This window comes from Pseudomonas sp. SBB6 (assembly GCF_024213215.1).
In the GTDB taxonomy this organism is placed as follows: Bacteria; Pseudomonadota; Gammaproteobacteria; order Pseudomonadales; family Pseudomonadaceae; genus Aquipseudomonas; species Aquipseudomonas donghuensis.
The window spans coordinates 137380-158650 of the sequence record NZ_JANAVH010000010.1 but is presented as its reverse complement, the minus strand read 5'-3'; the positions used below and the strand labels follow the sequence as shown (position 1 = coordinate 158650).

Here is a 21271-nt window from a genome sequence, read left to right as displayed (position 1 = left end):
TAGCGCGCCTTTACCAGCGCACCCTGACCCCCAGGTTGCCGATCAGCCCGTTCAGATCATTGTCATCGATATTGCTGCTGTAATCGGCACTGACAAACAGCGCCACCTTTGGCGTTACCCGCGCCACCAGGCCCAAGCCCAATTCGACCGTGGCGGAATTGCGTCCGCTGCTGATCTTGTCGACCTTGTCCAGGCTCAGGGTGTCGGCGTTGGAGAAGTCATACCAGACGTTGGTGCGCACGAAGGGTTCGATTGGCATGCCGCGTACGTTGTAATGCGCAGACAACTTGGCACCGACCCGGCCGGTCCAGTTCGGTTGCTGGTCGAACGCCTCCTGGGTGTCGGTCTGGGTCTGGCTGCCCGGAAAGTACTGCTGGTTGATCAACTGTGCTTGCGGCTCGAGGGTCCAGTTGTTACCCAGGCTGATGGGGTAGCCACCTTCGACCGACAGGGTCAGGGCATGGCCGTTGCCATCCAGGCGCTGGCCGGTTTCGCTGCGGCCATTGATATCGAAGCGCGTGCCCATGGCCACGGCATCCAGGTGCCAGCCCTGATCGTGGGTCATGCTCCAGTACACACCCAGGCTTTGTCCGTCGAGGTTGAGGACGCTTTCCTTGTTGCCGACCTGGGGTTTGCGCAGGCCGTCAAAACCGCTTTGCAGGTTGCTGTGGCCGACGAAGAAACCGGCACGGTGAGTATTGCCGCCACTGGTTTCACGAATGAACAGGTCCGGGCTGATCTGCAGGCTCTGGTTCGATGTGCCGAGGTGGTCGACTTCCGGGCTCGGGGTGCGGACCGGGGTCGGGAAAAACTGCGCCCACTGGCTGGCGATAGGGTCGGTCGCGGCTGGGGTGTTGCGCTCGGCCAGGCGCTCGGAAAACGCGCCGAGGGTGCTCAGGCCCAGGCCGCTGGCGCTGACCGGGTTGAGCGAGAGTACAGGCTGAGCCTGCACCAGGTTGCTGAACAGGTCGTTATCCTCCAGGCCCAATGCATGGGTTTCCAACGGGGTTGCCAGTAGCAGCGACGTGGAAACCGCATAGAAAACATACTCAAAGCCCGTAGGATTCGGAGTTTTTTTCATAGCGGATATCCTCTGTTTTTATAGCCAGGGTTCTGGCCTGATGTCACGGGCTGTAAGGCAAAACCAGAGGGCGACCCAAACCAGCAAACCGGTCCCTGCCGCGCGCTGAAAAGCGCGCGCTAGAGGCTCGGGATGGAATCTGCAATTGCTGCATTACTTCTAGCTAAGGAGAGGAGCGGGCGGGCGTCAAGAAAGCGTGAAATAACCGTTATCAAGCTATTAGAGATTGCAATCTACTGAAATAAAACAAAAATTCACATTCGATAGCCGCAACTGCTCTTTCCAGCGTCGCGGCTATGCCGAATGATTGCTAAAGCTGCACTTCCACCGCCAATGGCAGATGATCGGAGAGGTGGCTCCAGGGCTTGTTGCCGAGGATTTGCGGGGCATGGCTATTGGCGTTGCGCAGGTAGATGCGGTCCAGGCGCAACAGCGGCAGGCGAGCGGGGTATGTGCGGGCGAGCAGGCCATGATGGCGCTCGAAGGCTTCGTGCAGGTCGCGGTGCAGGTTGAGGGTGCGATTGCCACGCAGTTGCCAATCGTTAAAGTCGCCGGCGATGATCACCGGGGCATCGGCCGGCAGCGAATCGAGCAGCCGGCGCAGCAACTGCAGCTGTTTTTGCCGATGGCTTTCGAGCAACGACAGGTGCACGCAAATGGCATGCACCTCGCTCTGCCCGGGTACATCCAGCACGCAATGGAGCAAACCGCGGCGCTCGGGGCCGGTAATCGACACGTCGAGATTACGGTGCTCGATGATCGGGTACTTGGACAACAGCGCATTGCCGTGATGGCCGTCCGGGTACACGGCGTTGCGACCGTAGGCGAAATCGCTCCACATACTGTCGGCCAGAAATTCGTACTGCGAAGTCGGCGGCCAACTGGCGTAGCGTGCGGCGTGCCGGTCGTGGGAACCGAGCACTTCCTGAAGAAACACAATGTCGGCGCGGGTACTGCGCACCGCTTCGCGCAGTTCGGGGAGGATGAAGCGGCGGTTAAAGGCGGTAAAACCCTTGTGGGTGTTGACGGTCAGCACCCGCAGGCGTTTGACCGCTGCAGCCTGGCGGGCGGTGGCTGTGTGGCGGGTGTCCGATTCAGCGCTCACGGTGACTCCTGTTCGACCCATCTATAGCATCGGACTTGCCGGGGTACGTCCAGTTCCCCGGCAGTCACGCATCGTCGTCACGGTACAGCTCGAGCAACACCAGCGAGCGACCGCTGACCTGAAACTCGCTGGCAAAGGCATGCTGCTCGCCTTTGCGCAGGTGCGGCCGGTCGGTGTCGATCAGGCAGTTCCAGTATTCGCCCTCCGGCACGTCGGGCAGGGTGAAGGCCACCGTGTCGTGATGAGCGTTGACGATCAGCAGCAAGGTGGCGTCGGCCCCCGGGCGCAGGATGCCACTGACCTGGGCGCGGCCATCCATGAGCATGCCCAGGCAGCGCCCGTGGGCGTCCTGCCATTGCTCGACGCTCATCTCGCTGGCGTCCGGCGCCAGCCACGTGACATCCTTGACCCCGATCGCCTCATTGTAGTCGCCGACCAGAAAACGCGAACGGCGCAGCACCGGGTAAGCCAGGCGCAACGTGGTCAGGCGCTTGACGAACTTGAGCAGCGCGGCGCCGTCGTCGTCCAGTTCCCAGTTGACCCAGCCGATCTCACTGTCCTGGCAATAGGCGTTGTTGTTGCCGTGCTGGGTGCGGCTGAATTCGTCACCGGCAACGATCATCGGCGTACCCTGGGCCAACAGCAGGGTGGCGAACAAGTTGCGCATCTGGCGCAGGCGCAGGGCCTTGATTTCGGGGTCGTCGGTGGGGCCCTCGACACCGTGGTTCCAGGACAGGTTGTTGTTGCTGCCATCCTGGTTGTCTTCGTCGTTGTCCTCATTGTGCTTGTCGTTGTACGACACCAGGTCGCGCAGGGTGAAACCGTCGTGGGCGGTGATGAAGTTGATCGACGCATAGGGCCTGCGTCCGCGGCGGTTGAACAGCTCGCCGGAGGCGGTCATGCGCGCGGCAAAGTCGGCCAACTGGCCTTCGTCGCCTTTCCAGAAGGCGCGCACGGTATCGCGAAAGCGGTCATTCCATTCCGCCCAGCCGGGAGCGAAGTTGCCCACCTGGTAACCGCCAGGGCCGCAATCCCAGGGCTCGGCAATCAGTTTCACCTGGCTGAGCAACGGGTCCTGACGGCAGGCGACAAGAAAGCTGTGGCGCTCGTCAAAGCCCTGGTGATAACGCCCGAGGATGGTCGCCAGGTCGAAGCGAAAGCCGTCCACGTGCATCTCCCCGGCCCAGTAGCGCAGCGAATCGGTCACCAGCTGCAGCACGCAGGGGTGGCTGAGGTCGAGGGTGTTGCCGGTGCCGGAGTCATTGACGTAGAAGCGCTTGTCGTCGGGCATCAGGCGGTAGTAGGAGGCATTGTCGATGCCGCGCATCGACAGGGTCGGGCCCAGCTCATTGCCCTCGGCCGTGTGGTTGTAGACCACGTCGAGGATCACCTCCAGGCCGGCGTCATGCAGGTGCGCGACCATCTCCTTGAATTCGGCGATCTTGCCGTTGGCCAGGTAACGCGGGTGCGGGGCAAAGAAGGCAATGCTGTTGTAGCCCCAATAATTGTTCAGGCCCTTTTGCAGCAGGTGCTGGTCGTTGACGAAGGCGTGAATCGGCAGCAATTCGATCGACGACACCCCCAGCTGTTTGATATGGCCGAGCAGTTCGTCGCACATCAGCCCGGCAAAGGTGCCGCGGTTGGCCTCGGGGACTGCCGGGTGGCGCATGCTGATGCCACGTACGTGGGCTTCGTAAAGGATCGTCCGCTCCCAGGGAACGCCTACGCGCTGGTCGCGGCCCCAGGTGTAGGCCGGGTCGATGACCTTGCACTTGGGCACGAACGGCGCGCTGTCGCGTTGATCGAAACTGAGGTCGCCATCGGGGTGGCCGATGGTGTAGCCGAACAGGGCTTCGGACCACTTCAGGCTGCCGACCAGCTGCTTGGCATAGGGGTCGATCAGCAGTTTGTTGGAGTTGAAGCGGTGGCCGTTTTCCGGGGCGTAGGGGCCGTGCACCCGGTAGCCGTAGATTTGCCCGGGGTGGGCGTCGGGCAGGTAGCCGTGGAAGATCTCGTCGGTGTATTGCGGCAGCTCGATGCGCTCGAGCTCGACCTCGCCGCTGGCATCGAACAGGCACAGCTCGACCTTGGTGGCATTGGCCGAGAACAGCGCGAAGTTGACCCCCAGCCCATCCCAGGTGGCGCCCAGGGGGAAGGGCAGGCCTTCACGGATGCGCGAGGGTTCGGGGTGAACTTCGGCGGCGGGCTTGGCTTTGCGGGTGGTCATGTGTGCTCCTTGATGAGACTGGGGCTGCTCTGCAACCCATCGCCGGCAAGCCGGCTCCCACAGGATTCGGTGCAAGCAGCCCCTGTGGGAGCTGGCTTGCCAGCGATGCTTTCAACGGCTTATGCCACCGGCGGCTTCTTGGCTGCCCTGGGCTTCTTCGGCGCCGCCGTAGCGCCGGCCGGCTTGGCCTTGCTGGTGCTGGCCGGCGGCGCCTTGGCGGGTTTGCGCGGCGTCACCTTGGGCGCCAGCGCTTCGGCTTCGGCGAGCTTGCGCGCCATGTCCCAATGGCGCTGCTCCTGGCCTTCGGGCCTGCCTTCCGATTCCCAGATCTGATAGGCGAATTCACGGATACGTTTTTCTTCGACACTCATCTCGACGCTCCTGAGGGCTTAATGATGTTCAATGAACAGATTGACCGGAAACTCCTTGAGTGCAGTGCTCAGCCACAGCTCCTGTGAGGCGGTGACTGCACCTGTGGCAAACAGTCCCGAGCAATTGGCAGGCGACAAGGCAAACGGCAGGATCAGCCGGGTATCGTCCCAGTTCTGTGCCGGGATCAGGGGGATTGGCGACTGTGCAAGCAAGCCCCAGGCCAGGCGCGGCACGACAACAATGGCGTGCTCGTCGGCGCTCACCCGGGCAAACGCCAGGACCCGCTCGGCGTGCCTGCCGCGCACTTCAACGGGCAGGTACTGACCGCGCAGGAACAACTGGGGGTACTGTTGACGCCACTCCAGCACCTGGTTGATCAGCGCCTGTTTGACCCGACCGCTGCGCCAGTCCTGCAGCAGCTGCGCCGTTGTGGTGCCGTCCCCCAGCGCCTGACGGCGGCGGGCAAAATCCACCGGCCGGCGGTTGTCCGGGTCGACCAGGCTCAAGTCCCAGAATTCGTTGCCCTGGTACAGGTCGGGCACCCCTGGCGCGGTCATGCGCAGCAGGCATTGGGCCAAACTGTTGAGGGCCCCCGGGCAGGCGATCGCTTGCGCCGCCTCGGCCAGGGAATGGCGCAACTGCTGACTGGCGCGCTCCAGCAGCAGGGTATCGATAAAGTCCAGGCAGGCCTGCTCGTAGGCCTCGTTCGGTGCGCTCCAGCTGCTGCGCAGCTTGGCTTCGCGCAGGGCTTTGCGCTGCCATTGGCGCAGGCGCTCGGCATAGGCCTCCAGGGCCAACGGGTCATTTTCGTCGAGCTCCAGCGGCCAGCTGCCGAGCAGGGTCTGATACAACAGCAGTTCATCACCGGCGCCAGGCGCCTCACCGTCGGCCAGGGTGCAACGCAAGGGGCTGGCAAGTTCGCGCCAGTGTTCGACCCGGCTGGCAAACCAGCTGCTGCGCTCGCTCAGCACCGCCAGGCGCGCGCGGGTGTCTTCGCCGCGTTTATGGTCATGGGTGGCGGTGGTGAGCAGGTTGTCCGGGAACTGTTCCAGGCGCTCGCTGCAGTGCTGATGGAAGTCCTCGATCGGGGCGCTGAAGCGCTCGGCATCAAAGCCGACATCGTTGCGCGACAGCAGCAGTGCCGAACGGTAAAACACGGTGTCTTCCACGGCCTTGGCGGCGGTGGGTGACGTCAGTTGCTGGAAGCGCACGCAGGCATGACGGCGGTGCTTGCGTGGCCGGCCTGGCGGCAACTGGCGCCAGGGTTCGCCACCGAGCCAGCGCTGCAGGTAATCGAGCACCGGCCAGTCGGCTTCGCTCAGGCACTGGCGGGCGCCACGCAGGGCCTGCTGGAAAAACGCTTCGTCTTCGCTAGGGCGCCCGCAGGCATTGATGTAGGTGCGGTACACCGGGTAGTGCTCGATCAGGGCCTGCACGGTGCGGCGAATGGCGCCGAAGGTCAGGTCGCGGCTCATCAGGTCGTCGCGGGCCACCTGCAACAATGCCTGGGCCACCGACTCGAAATCGCCGGCCAGGCTGCCATTGAGGATCTGCTGGCGGGCCAGGCGCACTTCCTCGGTAAAATCCGGGCGTTCGCTGAGTGCGCTCCACAGCGCGGCCAGTTCACCTTCGCCGTCCGGGTCATGCTGCAGCAGCGAGACCTGGTTCATGAACTCATAGCCGGTGCTGCCGTCGACGTGCCAATCGCGGTGCAATTGCTCGCCGGCGCCGAGGATCTTCTCGACATAGATCGGAAAATGCTCCAGTGCCGCCTCAACTGGGCGCTGGGCCAGCAGCCCGTCGACCCGGCGGCGCAGCTTGCGGCAGTAGCCTCGCGGGTCGGCCAGGCCGTCAATGTGGTCGATGCGCAATCCATCGACCAGCCCGCGGCCGATCAGCTCGAACACCTTGCTGTGGGTCGCTTCGAACACCGCTGCGCGCTCCACGCGCAAACCGCCCAGTTCGTTGACATCGAAGAAACGCCGCCAGTTGATGTCGTCGCCGGCGGTGCGCCAGCTGGCCAGGCGATAGGGCTGGCGCTCGAGCAGCGCGTGCAGGCGCTGCAAACCTTCTGGCGTGCGGCTGTCGAATGCACTGAGCAGAGCGTCCAGGGGCTGCTGCCTGGACAGCGCGGCCAGCTCGGCCAGCAGCGGCCGGGCGCGCACCGGCGCATCGGCAGCCGTGCGTAGGCTCGCCAAGCGAGTGCCCAGCGCCTGCAGGGCGGCGCCACCGTTGGCGAGAATCACCCCGTAGTCGGCCGGGCAGATCGGAAAGCGGTGGTGGTGATGCTGGATATGAAACTGGCCAGTAGCGGCATCGAACTGCAGAGGGATTTCGCCGCCTTGCAGCATCGCACCGTAGTCACTGGCCAGAAACGGCAGCAACAACTGGCCTTCGAGCAGCGGGTCGGGCGAGTGCCACTGGATGTCGAAGAATTCGGCATAGCGGCTGCGCCGGCCCCAGGCCAGCAGGTCCTGCCACCAGGGATTGTCGCTGCCGACCGCCATGTGGTTGGACACCATGTCGAGGATCAGGCCCATGCCGTGCAAGCGCAGCGCCGCCACCAGCCGCACCAGCGCCGCTTCGCCGCCGAGCTGCGGGCTGACCTGGCCGGGGTCGACCACATCGTAACCATGGCGCGAGCCGGGGCGGGCGCGCAGCAACGGCGAGGCATACAGGTGGCTGACCCCTAAGCGGGCGAAGTAGGGCACCAGCGCGGCGGCGTCGTCGAGGCTGAAGTCGGCATGAAACTGCAGACGCAGGGTGGCGCTCAGGGCTTTCATCGGTCACGCTCCCAGGCTTGTTCGCGGGCCTGCGCCAGCAGCTCCAGGCGCCGCGCCGCGTCCTCGTCGTCGAGCAGGGCAGTGGCCGGCAGGGCAAAGCGCCGGCGCCAGTTCGGGTGGCTGTTGGTGGTGCCCGGCAGGTTGGGTTGTTCATCGATGCCCAGCAGGTCTTCCAGCGGTACCAGCACCAGCGGCGCGTGGGTATGGCCGAGGTAGCGCATGCTGGCATCGATCAGGGCGTCGCTGTCTGCCAGGGGCTGGCCGTAGTTCTGTTCGAGGATGCGTCGCAGGCCCTGACGCTCGTGCTGGCGGGTTTCGCGCCAGTGGCGTTCGGTGATGCCGTCGATCAGGGCCAGGCGCTGGTTCCAGTCAATATCGCGGGCCTCTAGCCAGCCGGCCAGCGTCGGCAAGTCATGGGTGCTGGTGGTCGCCAGGGCGCTGTCGGGCCAGTCGAGGATGGGCTTGAAGTGGCCGGGCGGGTCCTGTTCGAACAGCAGCACGCGCATGCCGAGGATCGCCCGTGCGGCGAGTTTCTCGCGCAGCCCTTCCGGGACGGTGCCGAGGTCTTCGCCCAGCACGATTGCCTGGTGTCGCACTGACTCAAGGCTGAGCAGGCGCAGCAGGTCATCGAGCGGGTAGTGCAGGTAGGCACCCTCGGCCGGGCTTGCGCCTTGCGGGATCAGCCACAGGCGTTGCAGGCCCATGACATGATCGATGCGCAGGCCCCCGGCATGCGCGAAGTTGGCTCGCAGCATTTCGATAAAGGCGCGGTAGCCGTTGCGCCGCAGGCCTTCGGGCGAGAAGGCGCAGATGCCCCAGTTCTGCCCGGCGCGATTGAGGATGTCGGGCGGGGCACCGACGTTGAGGCCGGCCAGCAGCTCGTCCTGGCGGCTCCAGGCCTGGCTGCCGGCGCCGTCGGCCCCCACCGCCAGGTCGGCGATCAGGCCGATGCTCATGCCGTTGCTGCGCGCCGCATCCTGGGCGCGCTGCAGGCTGCGTTCGATCAGCCATTGGCAGAAGGCGTGAAATTCCACCTCCTCACTGTGCTGGCGGGCGAAGGCGCTCACCTGCGGGCTATGCGGGTCGTGCCAGGCGGCGGGCCAGCCGCGCCAGTCCTGGCCGATTTCGCGTTTGAGCGCATGTTCGAGCAGCACCTCGAAGCGACAGTGGCGCTCCAGTGCGGGCCCGGCGTGCTGGCGATAGCTGCTGAAATCGGCGAACAACGGGTGCTCAGCGGCAATGAAGTCGCGATACAGCGCGCGCAGCAGTCGCTGGCGAAACGATGCCGCCTGCGGCCAGTCGATCAGCGGCAATAGTTCCAGCTGCTCGAGCGGGTCGTGCAGCTGACAAGCCTCAATGGCCATGCGCACCGCGCGGTCCCCCAGCAGTGCTGCGGGGCTGGCATACAGGGCGTTGAGAAACAGCCGGCTGGACGGCGAGTAAGGGCTGTAGCGCTGGGTGTCGCTGGCGAACATGGCGTGCAGCGGGCTGATCGCCAGGGCATCGGCGCCACGTTCGGCGGCGCTGCGTACCAGGGCTTCGAGGGCCAGGCAGTCGCCATAGCCGCCGTCGTTGGGGCGACGCAGGCTGTACAACTGGGCGCTCAGCCCCCAGCAGCGCGGCGTTGGCGTGTCGAGGGCATCGGCAATGCTGTAGCAGCGTGCGGGCGCTACGGCCAGGGTGAAGTGCTGCTGATCGATCTGCACCTGGTGATAGCCGATAGGCAAGCCGCCGGCAAGCCTGGCCTGGTCATCCAGCTGCAGCTGTTGTTCGCTGCCATCCTCAAGCAGCACCCGGCACGGCATCGACGCCGGGAAATAGCCTGCCAGCTCCAGTGGCTGGTGTTGGTCAACGGTCAACAGCGGCGGCAGGTGGCGGGCATCGTGGGCACTGAGCAGGGCCTGGATGCTGGCTTCGATCGCCTCGACGCTATCGGCCGGATGACCAAGCCCGGCCAGCACCCGCTGCAGCGCCGGGTCGCTGACCCGCTGGGCGCGGCCGTTGGCGTCGATCCAGTCCACGGCCAGGCCCGCCAGCTCGGCCAGTTGCTGCAAGCGAGGGTCAGTCATGGGCAGGCTCCGCTGGAGTGGTCGGCATCAGGCTGACCAGGGTGGTGTAGGGCGGCAGGTGCGTGGTGCCGACGCAAGCCTCGCTGCAGGTGAACAGTCGCGCAGCGGTATCGGGCAGGTCGGCACGTTGTGAGGTCGGGCCAAGGTTCAGGTCGATACGCAGCTCGCCGCCGCTTTTCAGCTGCCAGCGCACACTCAGGGCCTGCGGCCCCAGCACCTGGGCACCGAGGGCGTGGATACCAGGCAAGTGCGGGACGATGTGCCGGGCGCGCAGGGCCAGCAGTTCACGGTATAACTGTAGCCAGGGTTGCTGGCGCGATTGGGGCGGGCGCGGCCTTGAGGCGTTGAAGGTGGTGACGGCGTTGGGGTCGGGAATCTGCGCCCGGGTCGTGGCGTCGGCAAAGGCGGCAAAACTGGCGAACTCGGCCCGCCGGCCTGCGCGCACGGCATCGGCGAGTTCGTCGTGATGATCGGTAAAAAAGACGAAAGGTTGCTCGCAGCCCCATTCATCGCCCATGAACAGCAGCGGGATCATCGGTGCCAGCAGCAACAGGGTGGTGGCGGCCCGCAAGGCGGGTAGCGGGCACAGCTGGTTGAGGCGCTCGCCGAATGCGCGATTGCCGATCTGGTCGTGGTTCTGCAGGAACAGTACAAAGGCGGTAGGCGCCAAGTGGCCGCTGGGCTCGCCGCGGGGCTGGCCGTTGCGGTCGGGCTGGCCCTGGAAGACGAAGCCCTGGCTCAGGCAGCGTGCCAGTTTGTCGATGGTCGATTCGCTGTAATCGGCGTAGTACGCCTCCTGCTCACCGGTCAGTAGCACGTGCAGGGCGTTATGGCCATCGTCGTTCCACTGCGCATCGAAGCCCTGTTCGAGCAGGTGTGACTGGTTATGTTCGTTCTCAAGGCTCAGCCACACCTGACGCCCGGGCGCGATGTCATTGCGCACCCGGCGTGCCAGCTCGGCGAGAAAATCCGGCTCATCGATGGCGTGCACGGCGTCCAGGCGCAGGCCGTCGACGCGGTAATCCTGCAGCCACATCAGTGCGTTTTCGATAAAGAAGTCGCGCACCTGGCGGCGGCGAAAATCGATCGCCGCGCCCCAGGGGGTCTGGCGATCTTCGCGGAAAAATCCGCTGGCATACTGGCCGAGATAATTGCCGTCCGGGCCGAAATGGTTGTAGACCACATCGAGCACGACCATCAGGCCATGGCCGTGGGCCTGGTCAATCAATTCGCGCAGTTGCTTCGGGGTGCCATAACTGTGCTGCGGGGCAAACGGCAGCACGCCGTCATAGCCCCAGTTGCGTTCGCCCGGAAACTGCCCGATCGGCATCAGCTCGATCGCGGTGATACCCAGTTCGGCCAGGGCCGGCAAGCGCTCGAGCACTCCGGCATAACCGCCGCACAGGCCGACGTGCAGCTCGTAGATGACCGCTTCGTGCCAGGGGCGTCCGTGCCAGTCCGGGTGCTGCCAGCGGTAGGCGGCAGGCTCCAGCAGCACGCTGGGGCCGTGCACGCCTTCGGGCTGGTAGCGCGACGCCGGGTCGGCGACGCTCAGCGTGCCGTCGATGCGATAGCGATAACGGCTACCGGCGCTACACGCGAGCCGGCCGATGAACCAACCGTCAGCCTGGGCCGGCAAAACCTCACGCCGCCCTGACGCGAACTCGACGTCTACCCGCTGCGCGTCCGGAGCCCAGAGGGCAAACCGGGCGCTGTTGCTGTCCAGCATCGCGGCCCCGTGAGTCGCGTGCTCCTGTGACCTCAAGGGCATACCTGCCACCTCGCGTTCAGCGTGGGGTTGCACGGGCGTTTTCGACCAGTTCCTCGTAGAGACGGGCATAAGGCTCGACAGCCTGGCACCAATTGAAGGGTTGGGTCATGGCCAGGCAACGCATGGCGTTGAGCAGCTTCTTTTTGCTGTACACGTAGAACGCCCGGCCCAGGGCTTCGCGGTAGCTGTCGACGGTGGACTCATCGAACAGAAAGCCGGTCACGCCATTTTCGATGGTGTCGGCCAGGCCGCCGGTATTCCGCGCCACCGGCAGTGAACCGAAACGCTGGGCGTACATCTGGCTCAGCCCGCAGGGTTCGTAGCGTGATGGCATCAAGAGGAAGTCGCTGCCGGCGAACATGCGTCGGGCATCGGTTTCATTGAAGCCAATACGCACGCCAATCTGCCCGGGATGACGCTGGGCAAGTTCGCGCATGGCCTGTTCTTCTTCCGGTTCGCCACGGCCGATGATCGCGATCTGGCCCCCTTGGCGCACGATGTATTCGGCCACCCCCAGGGTCAGGTCCAGGCCCTTTTGGTACACCAGGCGCGAAACCACGGCGAACAGCGGCCCGCTCGAAGGTTCAAGGTCGAACAGTTCGCGGACCTGCCGGGAGTTGGCGGCTTTGCCTTGCCAGTCGTTGAGGCTGAAGGGGTGGGTCAGGTGCGGATCGCTGGCCGAGTCCCAGCTTTCGTCAATGCCGTTGGGGATGCCGCTGAGCAGGCCTTGCTGGGCCTTGCTGGCAAGAAAGCCATCCAGCCCGCAGCCAAATGACGGCGTGGTGATTTCCCGGGCGTAGGTGGCGCTGACCGTGGTGATGTGGCTGGAGTAGGCGAGGCCGGCCTTGAGGAACGACAGCTTGCCATAGAACTCCATGCCTTCCTGTTGCAGGGCATGGTCGGGGATCGCCAGCTCCGGGCAGCAGGCGCGGCTGACCACGCCCTGGTAGGCCAGGTTGTGAATGGTGAACAGGGTCGGGGTCTGCAGGCCGCGCCAGTGCATATAGGCCGGGGCCAGGCCAGCTGGCCAGTCGTGGGCGTGGACCAGGTCGGGCTTCCAGTGGACCATGCCTTCACCGGCGGCGATTTCCGCGGCGGCCAGGCCCAGGCGGGCGAAGCGGATGTGGTTGTCGGGCCAGTCGCGACCGTTGTTGGCACCATAGGGTGTGCCTTCGCGCTGGTACAGCTCGGGGCAGATCAACACATAGATGACCAGGCCATCGGCCAGGTCCATGCGCCCGATCTTGCACGGCGGCAAGGCCGCATGGCCGCCCAGCTCGCCGACCAGGTGGATCGGGTTGTCGCTCTCCAGCACCTGCGGGTAACCGGGAATCAGCACCCGCACATCGTGCAAGTGGCGCATGGCCCGTGGCAGCGCCGCCGAGACATCGCCCAGGCCGCCAGTCTTGACCAGGTCGGCGATTTCCGAGGTAACGAACAACACTTTGCGTTTGTGCGATGAATGTCTGGGGTCAGCACCCAGTGCCTTGGCTGTCGGCGTGAAATCCGCTCCAAGCGACTCACGCGTATCCGGGGTGAAATGCTCTACATGAGGTTCGACAGCGGCACTGATCATACTTCTCTCCGTCCCTATGTTGTGCGAGCGTGGGCGCCCGTTGTTGTTTCTCTGCTGGTACTTCTCTCTATAAGTGGTCTTGCCTTGCATTCCATGCCCCGAAGCCAAGCGCACAAGCGCTACGCAAGCCGGCGTCCTGCCGACGGCGTGGTGACGATATGGGATGGGTGGGCCGCGTCCGTGGAAGCGGAATCGATGGCCTACTTAGTTCCTGACCTACCGCGATTCCAGAAGTTTCGACTAATTTCAGTCGAGTTTTCCGGGCGATGTCTGGCCGAATATCGAGTGTAGGAGAGATATCGTGAAATATGTGACCCGCTGGTCACTTTTGCTGGCGGGAAAACCTGCAGCACTTGTACCGCAGGTCATGGCGCAAATTCAGCCGCGCGGCAATAGCGAGGAATGGTGGCTGCTGATCAGCCACTGCTGGCCATCCCAACGATAGATGAAGGTATAGCGTGCTGCCACGCTTTCACCATTGCTGGCGAAGGTGAAGGTGTACAGACCGGAGAGCGAGGCACTGTTGCAGCCGAGCTCGACATGGTGGCTGTCCAGGCGGCTGCTGGGCTGCTTGCCCAGGAAGTACTCGAAGTAATGAATGCGCTCGGCAGTGGACAGCCGCGGGCGTTGTGACAGGGTGGGCAGCAAGATGGCGTCGCCGGTGTACAGCGCTGCAACCTGATGAGGGTCGCCGCTGCGCAGGCTGTGGTTCCAGCGCTCGAACTGCGCAACGATCTGTGCTTCGCTGGTGGCAGTGCAGGCGACTGGGGTGGCTTGGGCGGGCACCGAGGACAGCCCCAACAGGGGCACGAGTAGCGTCAGTAATTTCATGGCGGTCCTTGCGAATTGAAGACGCCTCAGGCGTCAGACGGCGCAGTCTAGAAAGGCGCCGTCAAGCAAGGGCAGAGGACAAGGCTTCCTCTGCAAGCCGCGCTGGTCGTCAGGCGCGAGCGGGCACCTGGCCATCCTGCGCTTGCTGCAGCAGCAGGTTGAGCCGGGCGACTTGTTGTTGCAGCTGGTCGCGTTCTTCTTTGAGGCGACGCAACTCGTCGCGGTGAACCGTCACGTAGAGGGTCTGGGCAGGCATTTTCGGCAGAAGGGTTCCCATTGCACACCTCGCATAGGGTGGATCGTTTTTCTAACAGCGTAGCTGCTTGATCGGCGGCGATTCTGAATTCTTTTGTCGGTCATGGGAACTTTTTTGTTTCTGGGTGTCTTGCCGTTCGTCGCTGAACCAAGTGGGCGATGGCTGGACTAACCTTGAAGGCCTGAACCGGCATTTTTCATTCCAGGGGAGCATCGCACATGCAATTGGGAATCGTGGGGCTGGGCCGCATGGGCGGCAATATTGCGCGGCGCTTGATGCGTGGCGGGCATCGCATGGTGGTGCATGACCGTGATCGCCAGGCGGTGGAAACCCTGGTCAAGGAAGGTGCCAATGGCGCCCACGACCTTGGCGCACTGGTGGGCAAGCTGGAGAAGCCACGGGCGGTGTGGGTGATGCTGCCGGCCGGTGAGTCGACCGAGCAGACCATTGCGCAACTGGCCGATCTGCTCGACGCCGACGACGTGATCATCGACGGCGGCAACACCTTCTACAAGGACGACATGCGCCGCGCCGCCGAGCTGAGCCAGCGCAACCTGCACTATATCGATGTCGGCACCTCGGGCGGGGTCTGGGGCCTGGAACGCGGCTACTGCATGATGATCGGAGGCGAAAAGGCGGTGGTCGAGCGTCTCGATCCATTGTTCGCTACCCTGGCTCCCGGGGTCGGTGACATCCCCCGTACCCGGGGCCGCCAGGGCCCGGCCGGGCGTGCCGAACAGGGCTATATCCATGCTGGGCCGGCAGGCGCCGGGCACTATGTGAAGATGATCCACAACGGCATCGAGTACGGCCTGATGCAGGCTTATGCCGAGGGCTTCGACCTGCTCAAGAGCAAAGGCAGCGATGCCTTGCCGGCCGAACAGCGCTTTGACCTGAACCTGGCCGAGATCGCCGAAGTGTGGCGCCGTGGCAGCGTGGTCACCTCCTGGCTGCTCGATCTCACCGCCGATGCCCTGGTGGCCGATCCGCAACTGGGCGGCTACAGCGGCTCGGTGGCCGACAGCGGCGAAGGACGCTGGACCATTGATGCGGCAGTCGAGCAGGCGGTGCCGGTGCCGGTGTTGTCCAGCGCCCTGTTCGCCCGCTTCCGCTCGCGCCAGCAGCAGGGCACCTACGCTGACCGCATGCTGTCGGCGATGCGCTTCGGCTTTGGTGGTCACGTCGAGAAGAACGCCGAATGAGCAAAACACAGATCGAAGCGGCCCCGCCTTGCAACCTGTTTCTGTTTGGCGCCAACGGCGACCTGGTCAAACGCCTGTTGATGCCGGCGCTGTACAACCTGAGCCGCGATGGCCTGCTCGACAAAGGCCTGCGGATCATCGGCGTCGACCACAACGCCGCCACCGACGGTGAGTTTGCCGCACGCCTGGAAGCCTTCATGCGTGAGCGTGACAAGGCCAGCCAAGGCGCCGGCAAGTGCCTGGATGACAAGCTCTGGGCGCGCCTGGCCAAGCGCATCGGCTACCTGACCGGCGACTTTCTCGACGAGGCCACCTACCAGGCCATCGCCGAGCGCATCCGCAGCAACCCTAGCGCCAACGCGGTGTTCTACCTGGCCACCTCGCCGCGTTTTTTCAGCGAAGTGGTGCAGCGCCTGGGCGCCGCCGGCCTGCTCGACGAAACCGATGGCTTTCGCCGGGTGGTGGTGGAAAAACCCTTCGGCTCGGACCTGGCCAGTGCCGAAGCGCTCAACGCCTGCCTGCTCAAGGTCATGAGCGAAAAGCAGATCTACCGTATCGACCACTACCTGGGCAAAGAGACGGTGCAGAACATCCTCGTCAGCCGCTTTTCCAACGGCCTGTTCGAAGCGTTCTGGAACAACCACTACATCGATCATGTGCAGATTACCGCTGCCGAAACCGTCGGCGTCGAAAGCCGCGGCGCCTTCTACGACAATACCGGCGCATTACGGGACATGGTGCCCAACCACTTGTTCCAGTTACTGGCCATGGTCGCCATGGAGCCGCCGGCAGCCTTTGGCGCCGATGCGGTCCGAAGCGAGAAAGCCAAGGTCATCGGCGCGATCCGGCCCTGGTCGAAAAACATGGCCCTGAAGCACTCGGTGCGCGGCCAGTACACGGCGGGCAAGCAGGGGCGCAAGAACGTGCCCGGTTACCGCGAAGAGCCGCGGGTCGAGCCCGACAGCCACACCGAAACCTTCGTCGCGCTCAAGGTGATGATCGACAACTGGCGCTGGGTCGGCGTGCCATTCTACCTGCGCACCGGCAAGCGCATGAGCGTGCGCGACACCGAGATTGCCATCTGCTTCAAGCCAGCGCCCTATGCCCAGTTTCGCGACACCGAGGTCGAGCGGCTCAAGCCCAACTACCTGAAGATCCAGATCCAGCCCAACGAAGGCATGTGGTTCGACCTGCAGGCCAAGCGCCCGGGCCCGGCCCTGGCCATGGAGAACGTCGAGTTGGGTTTTGCCTACAAGGACTTTTTCAAGATGCAGCCGTCGACTGGCTACGAGACGCTGATCTACGATTGCCTGACCGGCGACCAGACGTTGTTCCAGCGTGCCGACAACATCGAGAACGGCTGGCGCGCGGTGCAGCCGTTTCTCGATGCCTGGAAGGAGGGCGGCGAGGTGCAGCCCTATGCCGCCGGCGAAAATGGCCCGACGGCGGCGGATGAGTTGCTGGCCCGGGACCGGAGGGTCTGGCACCGCATCGGGTGAAACCCATCGCGGGACAAGCCCGCTCCTACAGCCAATACGTCACCGCCCACCAGCCCAGCCCACCCATGACCACGGTGTAGGGCAGCGCCATCCACACCATGCGCCCATAGGACAGGCGAATCAGCGGCGCGATCGCCGAGGTCAGCAGGAACAGGAACGCCGCCTGGCCATTGGGTGTGGCTACGCTGGGCAGGTTGGTACCGGTGTTGATCGCCACGGCGAGGTTTTCGAAGTGCTCGCGGCTCATGCCGCCGTTGACAAACGCCTGTTTCACCTCGGTGATATAGATGGTGGCGACGAACACGTTGTCGCTGATCGCCGACAACAGGCCGTTGGCGATAAACAGCATGCCCGGCTGCTGATCCGCCGGCAGCGCCAGCACCCACTGGATCAGCGGGGTAAACAGCTGCTGCTGGTGAATCACCGCCACCACGGCAAAGAACACCACCAACAGCGCGGTAAACGGCATGGCGTCCTGGAAGGCGCGGCCCAGGCGGTGTTCGTCGGTGATGCCGGTAAAGGCGGTGATCAACACGATCACCAGCAGGCCGATCAGGCCGACTTCGGCCACATGCAGGCCCAGGCCGATGATCAGGATCAGCGCCGCAAGGCCTTGCACCACTAATGCGGCACGTTGATGAGTCGTGCGCTGGGCGTCGTCTTCAGCGGCATAGGTGGCCAGCACCTGGCGCACGGTGTCCGGCAGCAGGGTGCCGTAGCCGAACCAGCGCAGTTTCTCCAGCAGGACACAGGTGACCAGCCCGGCCACCAGCACTGGCAGCGACACCGGCGCGACCTTGAGGAAGAACTCGGTGAAGTGCCAGCCCATTTCGTGGCCGATCAGCAGGTTCTGCGGCTCACCCACCAGGGTGCACACGCCGCCCAGGGCGGTACCGACAGCCCCATGCATCAGCAGGCTGCGCAAGAACGCGCGAAACTGCTGCAGGTCTTCGCGGTGCAGGTGAGCGATCTGCTGGTCGCTGTCCAGGTCGGACTCTTCCCGCGGGTTGCCGCCGGAAGCGACCCGGTGATACACGGAATAAAAGCCCACCGCCGCGCTGATGATCACCGCCGTGACCGTCAGGGCATCGAGAAACGCCGAGAGAAAGGCCGAGAGAAAGCAGAAGAGCAAGGCCAGCAGGGTCTTGGACTTTACCCCGAGCAGGATGCGCGAAAACACGAACAGCAGCAGGTCTTTCATGAAGTAGATGCCGGCGACCATGAACATCAGCAGCAGGATCACCGGAAAGTTGTGCTGCAGCTCTTCATACAGCGCTTGCGGCGTGGTCATGCCCAGCAGCAGGGCTTCGACCATCAGCAAGCCGCCGGGCATCAGGGGGTAGCACTTGAGCGCCATGCCGAGGGTAAAGATGAACTCGATCACCAGCACCCAGCCGGCCACCACCGGACCAAGGGTGAATAGCAGCAGGGGATTGAGCAGCAGGAACAGGCACAAGGTGGCCTTGTACCAGCGCGGCGACTGCCCGAGAAAATTGTGGGCCAGGGCGCCGGCCAGGGAGCGGGACATGAATATGTATCCTTATGATTCAACAGCTGGGCAAAGTGCCGCATGTCGAAAGCAAGATCAAGGGTAGTGTTCGTCAGGCAGACCTAGCATTTTTGTCAGTTTCGCTGTTTGCGCTTTTGTTGCCCAATAACTCCAGTGCGCCGGGTGGGCCGGTCGCTTCTCGTGCAATGCGTGGCTGGAGGTTCAAGATGACCGGTTTCGTTGCAACTGATCTGCTACCCCCTGAGTTGCCCCAGGCCCTGGGTGATGGCCTGTACCTGGACACCTTTCCCGATGATATCGCGGTGCTGGTGGTGCCCTGGCCGGGTATCGAGGAGGGGCAGAAGGTCTGGCTTCGCTGCCTAGGCCATGACCCTGACGGCGGGCCAGTGCAATGGCATGTCTGCGAAGCCGAGGCGGTTACCCGCCAACAGGTTCAATTCGGCCTGCGCCTGTTCATCGACCGGGCGCAACTGGAAGCGCTCGGTCACGAGAGCGTGCTCAGCCTGATCCTTGCGGTCAGTTTCGATGGCGCTGACGATGAAAGCGCGGCCACCGAATTTCCCCATTGCCAGGTCACCCTCTATCAGGCACTCGAAGAAGTGCCCGAGCCACGCGAGGTCAAGCCCCTGGCCCTGACCCAACTGCGTATCCCCAACCTGGCCCAACCGGTGGCCGGAGGTGATGGCGGGCTGAACATCGCCGCCCTTGAGGTCAGCGACTACGGGGTCATGGTGATCGTCGAGCCTTACCTGGGCATGGCCGGTGGCGATATCGTGGAGATTTTCTGGGACGACCCGCAGTTGCCGATCTACGTCTACCCGCTGGACCCGGATGACGCCGGCAACAACCTGTTCTTCTACTTGCCTCGCGCGCGTATCGAAGAGAACCCGGGCTGGATCACGGCGTTCTTTCGCATCACCGCCCTGGATAGCAACAGCGACGATTCGGCGCCCTTGCGGGTGCTGGTGAAACTGGACCGGCCAGGGGGCATTGATCCGCACCCCGGTGAGCCGGGGCATCAACGCCTGGAGCTGCTGATACTGCCCGAAGCGGTCATCGAGTTCGGCGTCGACGAAGCCCTGGCCGCTGAAGGTTTTGAAGCGCGGGTGCCGCCTTATGAGGGCAGGGTGGCGGGGGATTCGATTCGCGTCAGTTGGGGCGGGGTGGTCATCCGCCGACGGGTCGAGGAAGAGGACCTGGTCGATGACATCGTGGTGTTCATCGACCCCGACACCATCGCCCGCGCGGGAGACTCGGAGAACCTGCCGGTGCTGTACAAGATCGTCGACGAAGTGCACAACCACTCCGATGGCTGGTCGCCGCATTTGTCGATCAAGGTCGATACCCAGGGCTACTCCTTGGCGGCACCCACGGTGCTGGATGCCAGCGAGCAGGGGTACATCGACCTGGAGGTGCTGGGTTACGACGATGTGCGGGTGGCCATTGGCGCAGACGAGCAGTTTGCCGCTGGCGACAGCCTGGTCCTGGAGTGGATCGGCCGTACACCCGACGGACAACTGGTTGAACACCGAGAAACGGTGGCGCTGGAAGAAGATGGCGCCGGGGTGGAGTTGCGGGTGCCCAACAACAAGGTCCAGGCGATTGCCAGCGGCCTGGCGATCGTCTCCTATCAGCTCCTGCCCCAGGACGGCGAGCCGGTGCAATCCAGGCGTACTACCGTAGGCGTAATCGGCGAGCCCTTCGGCTTGCCGGCGCCGGTGATCAAGGAGCTGGACGAAGAGGGGCAGTTGATCATCGGCCTGCCGTTCGTGGTGGCCGAAATCCAGCCCTGGGTGGGCATGGTCAATGGCAGTTGGTTCCAGCTGGTGTGGCGCGGCACCACGGTGGACGGTAAGGCCTACCTGCACGAAGACACCTTTTACATCCTCGGCAGTCAGGTGGGGCGGCTATTGCGCAGGGTGGTGCGCAGCGAACATATCGACCTGCTCGATGGCGGTGAGGTGGAGGTCTCGTACCGGATCAAGACCGAGCGCGACCCGGACTCGCCGATCAAGGAATCCGAAAAGCTGCGGCTGTATGTTGGCCTGAGCCCGCAGGTGCTGCCGTCGGTGATTGTCGAGGACATCTACGAAGATGCCGAAGGGGCCTGGCTGGACCCGGACGAGATCACCGGTTACGCCACGGTGCTGCTGCCGGGCAAGAACGAAGCGGGCGAGAATGTGTTTCAGGAAGATGATGAAATTATCTTCGAGTGGATTGGCGAAACTGCTGCCGGGACCTGGACCGACACCTTGATCGTGCCGCCTGGGGCTGAGGGTGAGGACCTGCGTTTTGAGGTCTGGGACGACCGGATCATTCCGAGCAACAACAGTGTGGTGAAGATTGGTTACCGGGTGATTCGCGAAGGCACCCGTACGCGGTATTCCAAACCTTATGAATTGTGGATCAGCAATCAGCTGCGTTGGGATGACTTTGAAATCAATGGTTGGCGTACGCGCAACTTCGCTCCGCGAGGTGCGTTTGACGGCGTGTTCTTTGTTCGCCAGGTGCGTTATGCCGGCAACGTGAATTATGCCTCCGACCAGCCCGGGGTTGCTGTCGATCGCACGGGCAAAGTGACCTTTACCCGTGCCTGGCAGGGCACATTGACCATTACGGCGACGGCGGACAATGGAAAAAGTGGGAGTTACACCCTGGAACATCCGATTCGCTGGTTTGTGAAAAATGCGGGTTCCGGCGTTTATCTGGCGGCGTTGGCGTACTGCCGGGAGAATGGGCTGACGATGCCAACTAGCTCCACAATCGGTGGTGGCGGTCGTCGCAACGGTGGGTTATGGAGTGAGTGGGGGGACTTCCGAAATCATGGTTGGCCAACTGTAGGCAGAGATGGAATTTTCTATTATTCAGGAGAAACCCCGCGATGGAGAAATTACTTGATGTTGGCAACGGGGATACATCGCGGCATATTAGGTGATATTACAGCAGGGATCACGGGTCACACTGATAACAACTAAACACCACTCCCGCT

14 protein-coding genes are annotated in these 21271 nt (G+C 63.7%); 3 read left to right on the top strand and 11 right to left on the bottom strand.

Annotated elements, in window-relative coordinates; translation table 11 throughout:
* Window positions 1-10: 10 nt before the first annotated feature.
* From NLX68_RS19555 to NLX68_RS19510, 10 genes are all read right to left on the bottom strand, one after another.
* The gene (locus NLX68_RS19555) at window positions 11-1081 is read right to left on the bottom strand and encodes an autotransporter outer membrane beta-barrel domain-containing protein (protein ID WP_254285429.1); all 1071 of its coding nucleotides are present in this window, start codon (window positions 1079-1081) and stop codon (window positions 11-13) included.
* A gap of 310 nt (window positions 1082-1391) precedes the next feature.
* Window positions 1392-2186: an endonuclease/exonuclease/phosphatase family protein gene (locus tag NLX68_RS19550; RefSeq protein WP_254285428.1), complete on the bottom strand. Its 795-nt coding sequence runs from the start codon at window positions 2184-2186 to the stop codon at window positions 1392-1394.
* 64 nt (window positions 2187-2250) lie between these two features.
* A complete protein-coding gene (gene glgX, locus NLX68_RS19545) occupies window positions 2251-4413 on the bottom strand; it encodes a glycogen debranching protein GlgX (RefSeq protein ID WP_254285427.1) in 2163 nt (720 codons plus the stop codon).
* A 119-nt stretch (window positions 4414-4532) separates the two neighbouring features.
* A complete protein-coding gene (locus NLX68_RS19540; RefSeq protein ID WP_254285426.1) occupies window positions 4533-4784 on the bottom strand; it encodes a DUF2934 domain-containing protein in 252 nt (83 codons plus the stop codon).
* An 18-nt stretch (window positions 4785-4802) separates the two neighbouring features.
* Window positions 4803-7568, bottom strand: a complete 2766-nt coding sequence (locus tag NLX68_RS19535; protein WP_254285425.1) for a malto-oligosyltrehalose synthase — start codon at window positions 7566-7568, stop codon at window positions 4803-4805.
* Window positions 7565-9637, bottom strand: coding sequence for a 4-alpha-glucanotransferase (gene malQ / locus NLX68_RS19530; RefSeq protein WP_254285424.1), 2073 nt, complete (start codon window positions 9635-9637; stop codon window positions 7565-7567). Before malQ ends, NLX68_RS19535 begins: the two co-directional genes overlap by 4 nt.
* Window positions 9630-11408: a malto-oligosyltrehalose trehalohydrolase gene (gene treZ / locus NLX68_RS19525; protein WP_254285423.1), complete on the bottom strand. Its 1779-nt coding sequence runs from the start codon at window positions 11406-11408 to the stop codon at window positions 9630-9632. The genes malQ and treZ overlap by 8 nt, the downstream gene beginning before the upstream one ends.
* A 16-nt stretch (window positions 11409-11424) precedes the next feature.
* Window positions 11425-12984 (bottom strand): glycogen synthase GlgA, encoded by a 1560-nt coding sequence (gene glgA, locus NLX68_RS19520; RefSeq protein WP_254285422.1) that lies wholly within the window; start codon window positions 12982-12984, stop codon window positions 11425-11427.
* A 378-nt stretch (window positions 12985-13362) separates the two neighbouring features.
* Complete coding sequence (locus NLX68_RS19515; RefSeq protein WP_254285421.1) at window positions 13363-13815, bottom strand: DUF4440 domain-containing protein; 453 nt, start codon at window positions 13813-13815, stop codon at window positions 13363-13365.
* A 109-nt stretch (window positions 13816-13924) separates the two neighbouring features.
* A complete protein-coding gene (locus NLX68_RS19510; protein WP_166675757.1) occupies window positions 13925-14092 on the bottom strand; it encodes a DUF6026 family protein in 168 nt (55 codons plus the stop codon).
* 170 nt (window positions 14093-14262) lie between these two features.
* Between NLX68_RS19510 and gnd the strand changes: the two genes are divergently transcribed.
* Window positions 14263-15273, top strand: a complete 1011-nt coding sequence (gene gnd, locus NLX68_RS19505) for a phosphogluconate dehydrogenase (NAD(+)-dependent, decarboxylating) (protein ID WP_367949541.1) — start codon at window positions 14263-14265, stop codon at window positions 15271-15273.
* The gene (zwf, locus tag NLX68_RS19500; protein WP_254285419.1) at window positions 15270-16772 is read left to right on the top strand and encodes a glucose-6-phosphate dehydrogenase; all 1503 of its coding nucleotides are present in this window, start codon (window positions 15270-15272) and stop codon (window positions 16770-16772) included. Before gnd ends, zwf begins: the two co-directional genes overlap by 4 nt.
* Window positions 16773-16797: 25 nt before the next feature.
* On the opposite strand, the gene nhaB is transcribed toward zwf, so the two are convergent.
* Complete coding sequence (nhaB, locus tag NLX68_RS19495) at window positions 16798-18300, bottom strand: sodium/proton antiporter NhaB (RefSeq protein WP_254285418.1); 1503 nt, start codon at window positions 18298-18300, stop codon at window positions 16798-16800.
* Between the two features lie 188 nt (window positions 18301-18488).
* Here nhaB and NLX68_RS19490 point away from each other — a divergent pair, with 188 nt between their 5' ends.
* Entirely contained in the window at window positions 18489-21257 is a 2769-nt protein-coding gene (locus NLX68_RS19490; RefSeq protein WP_254285417.1) for an Ig-like domain-containing protein, read from the top strand.
* The last annotated feature ends 14 nt before the right edge of the window (window positions 21258-21271 follow it).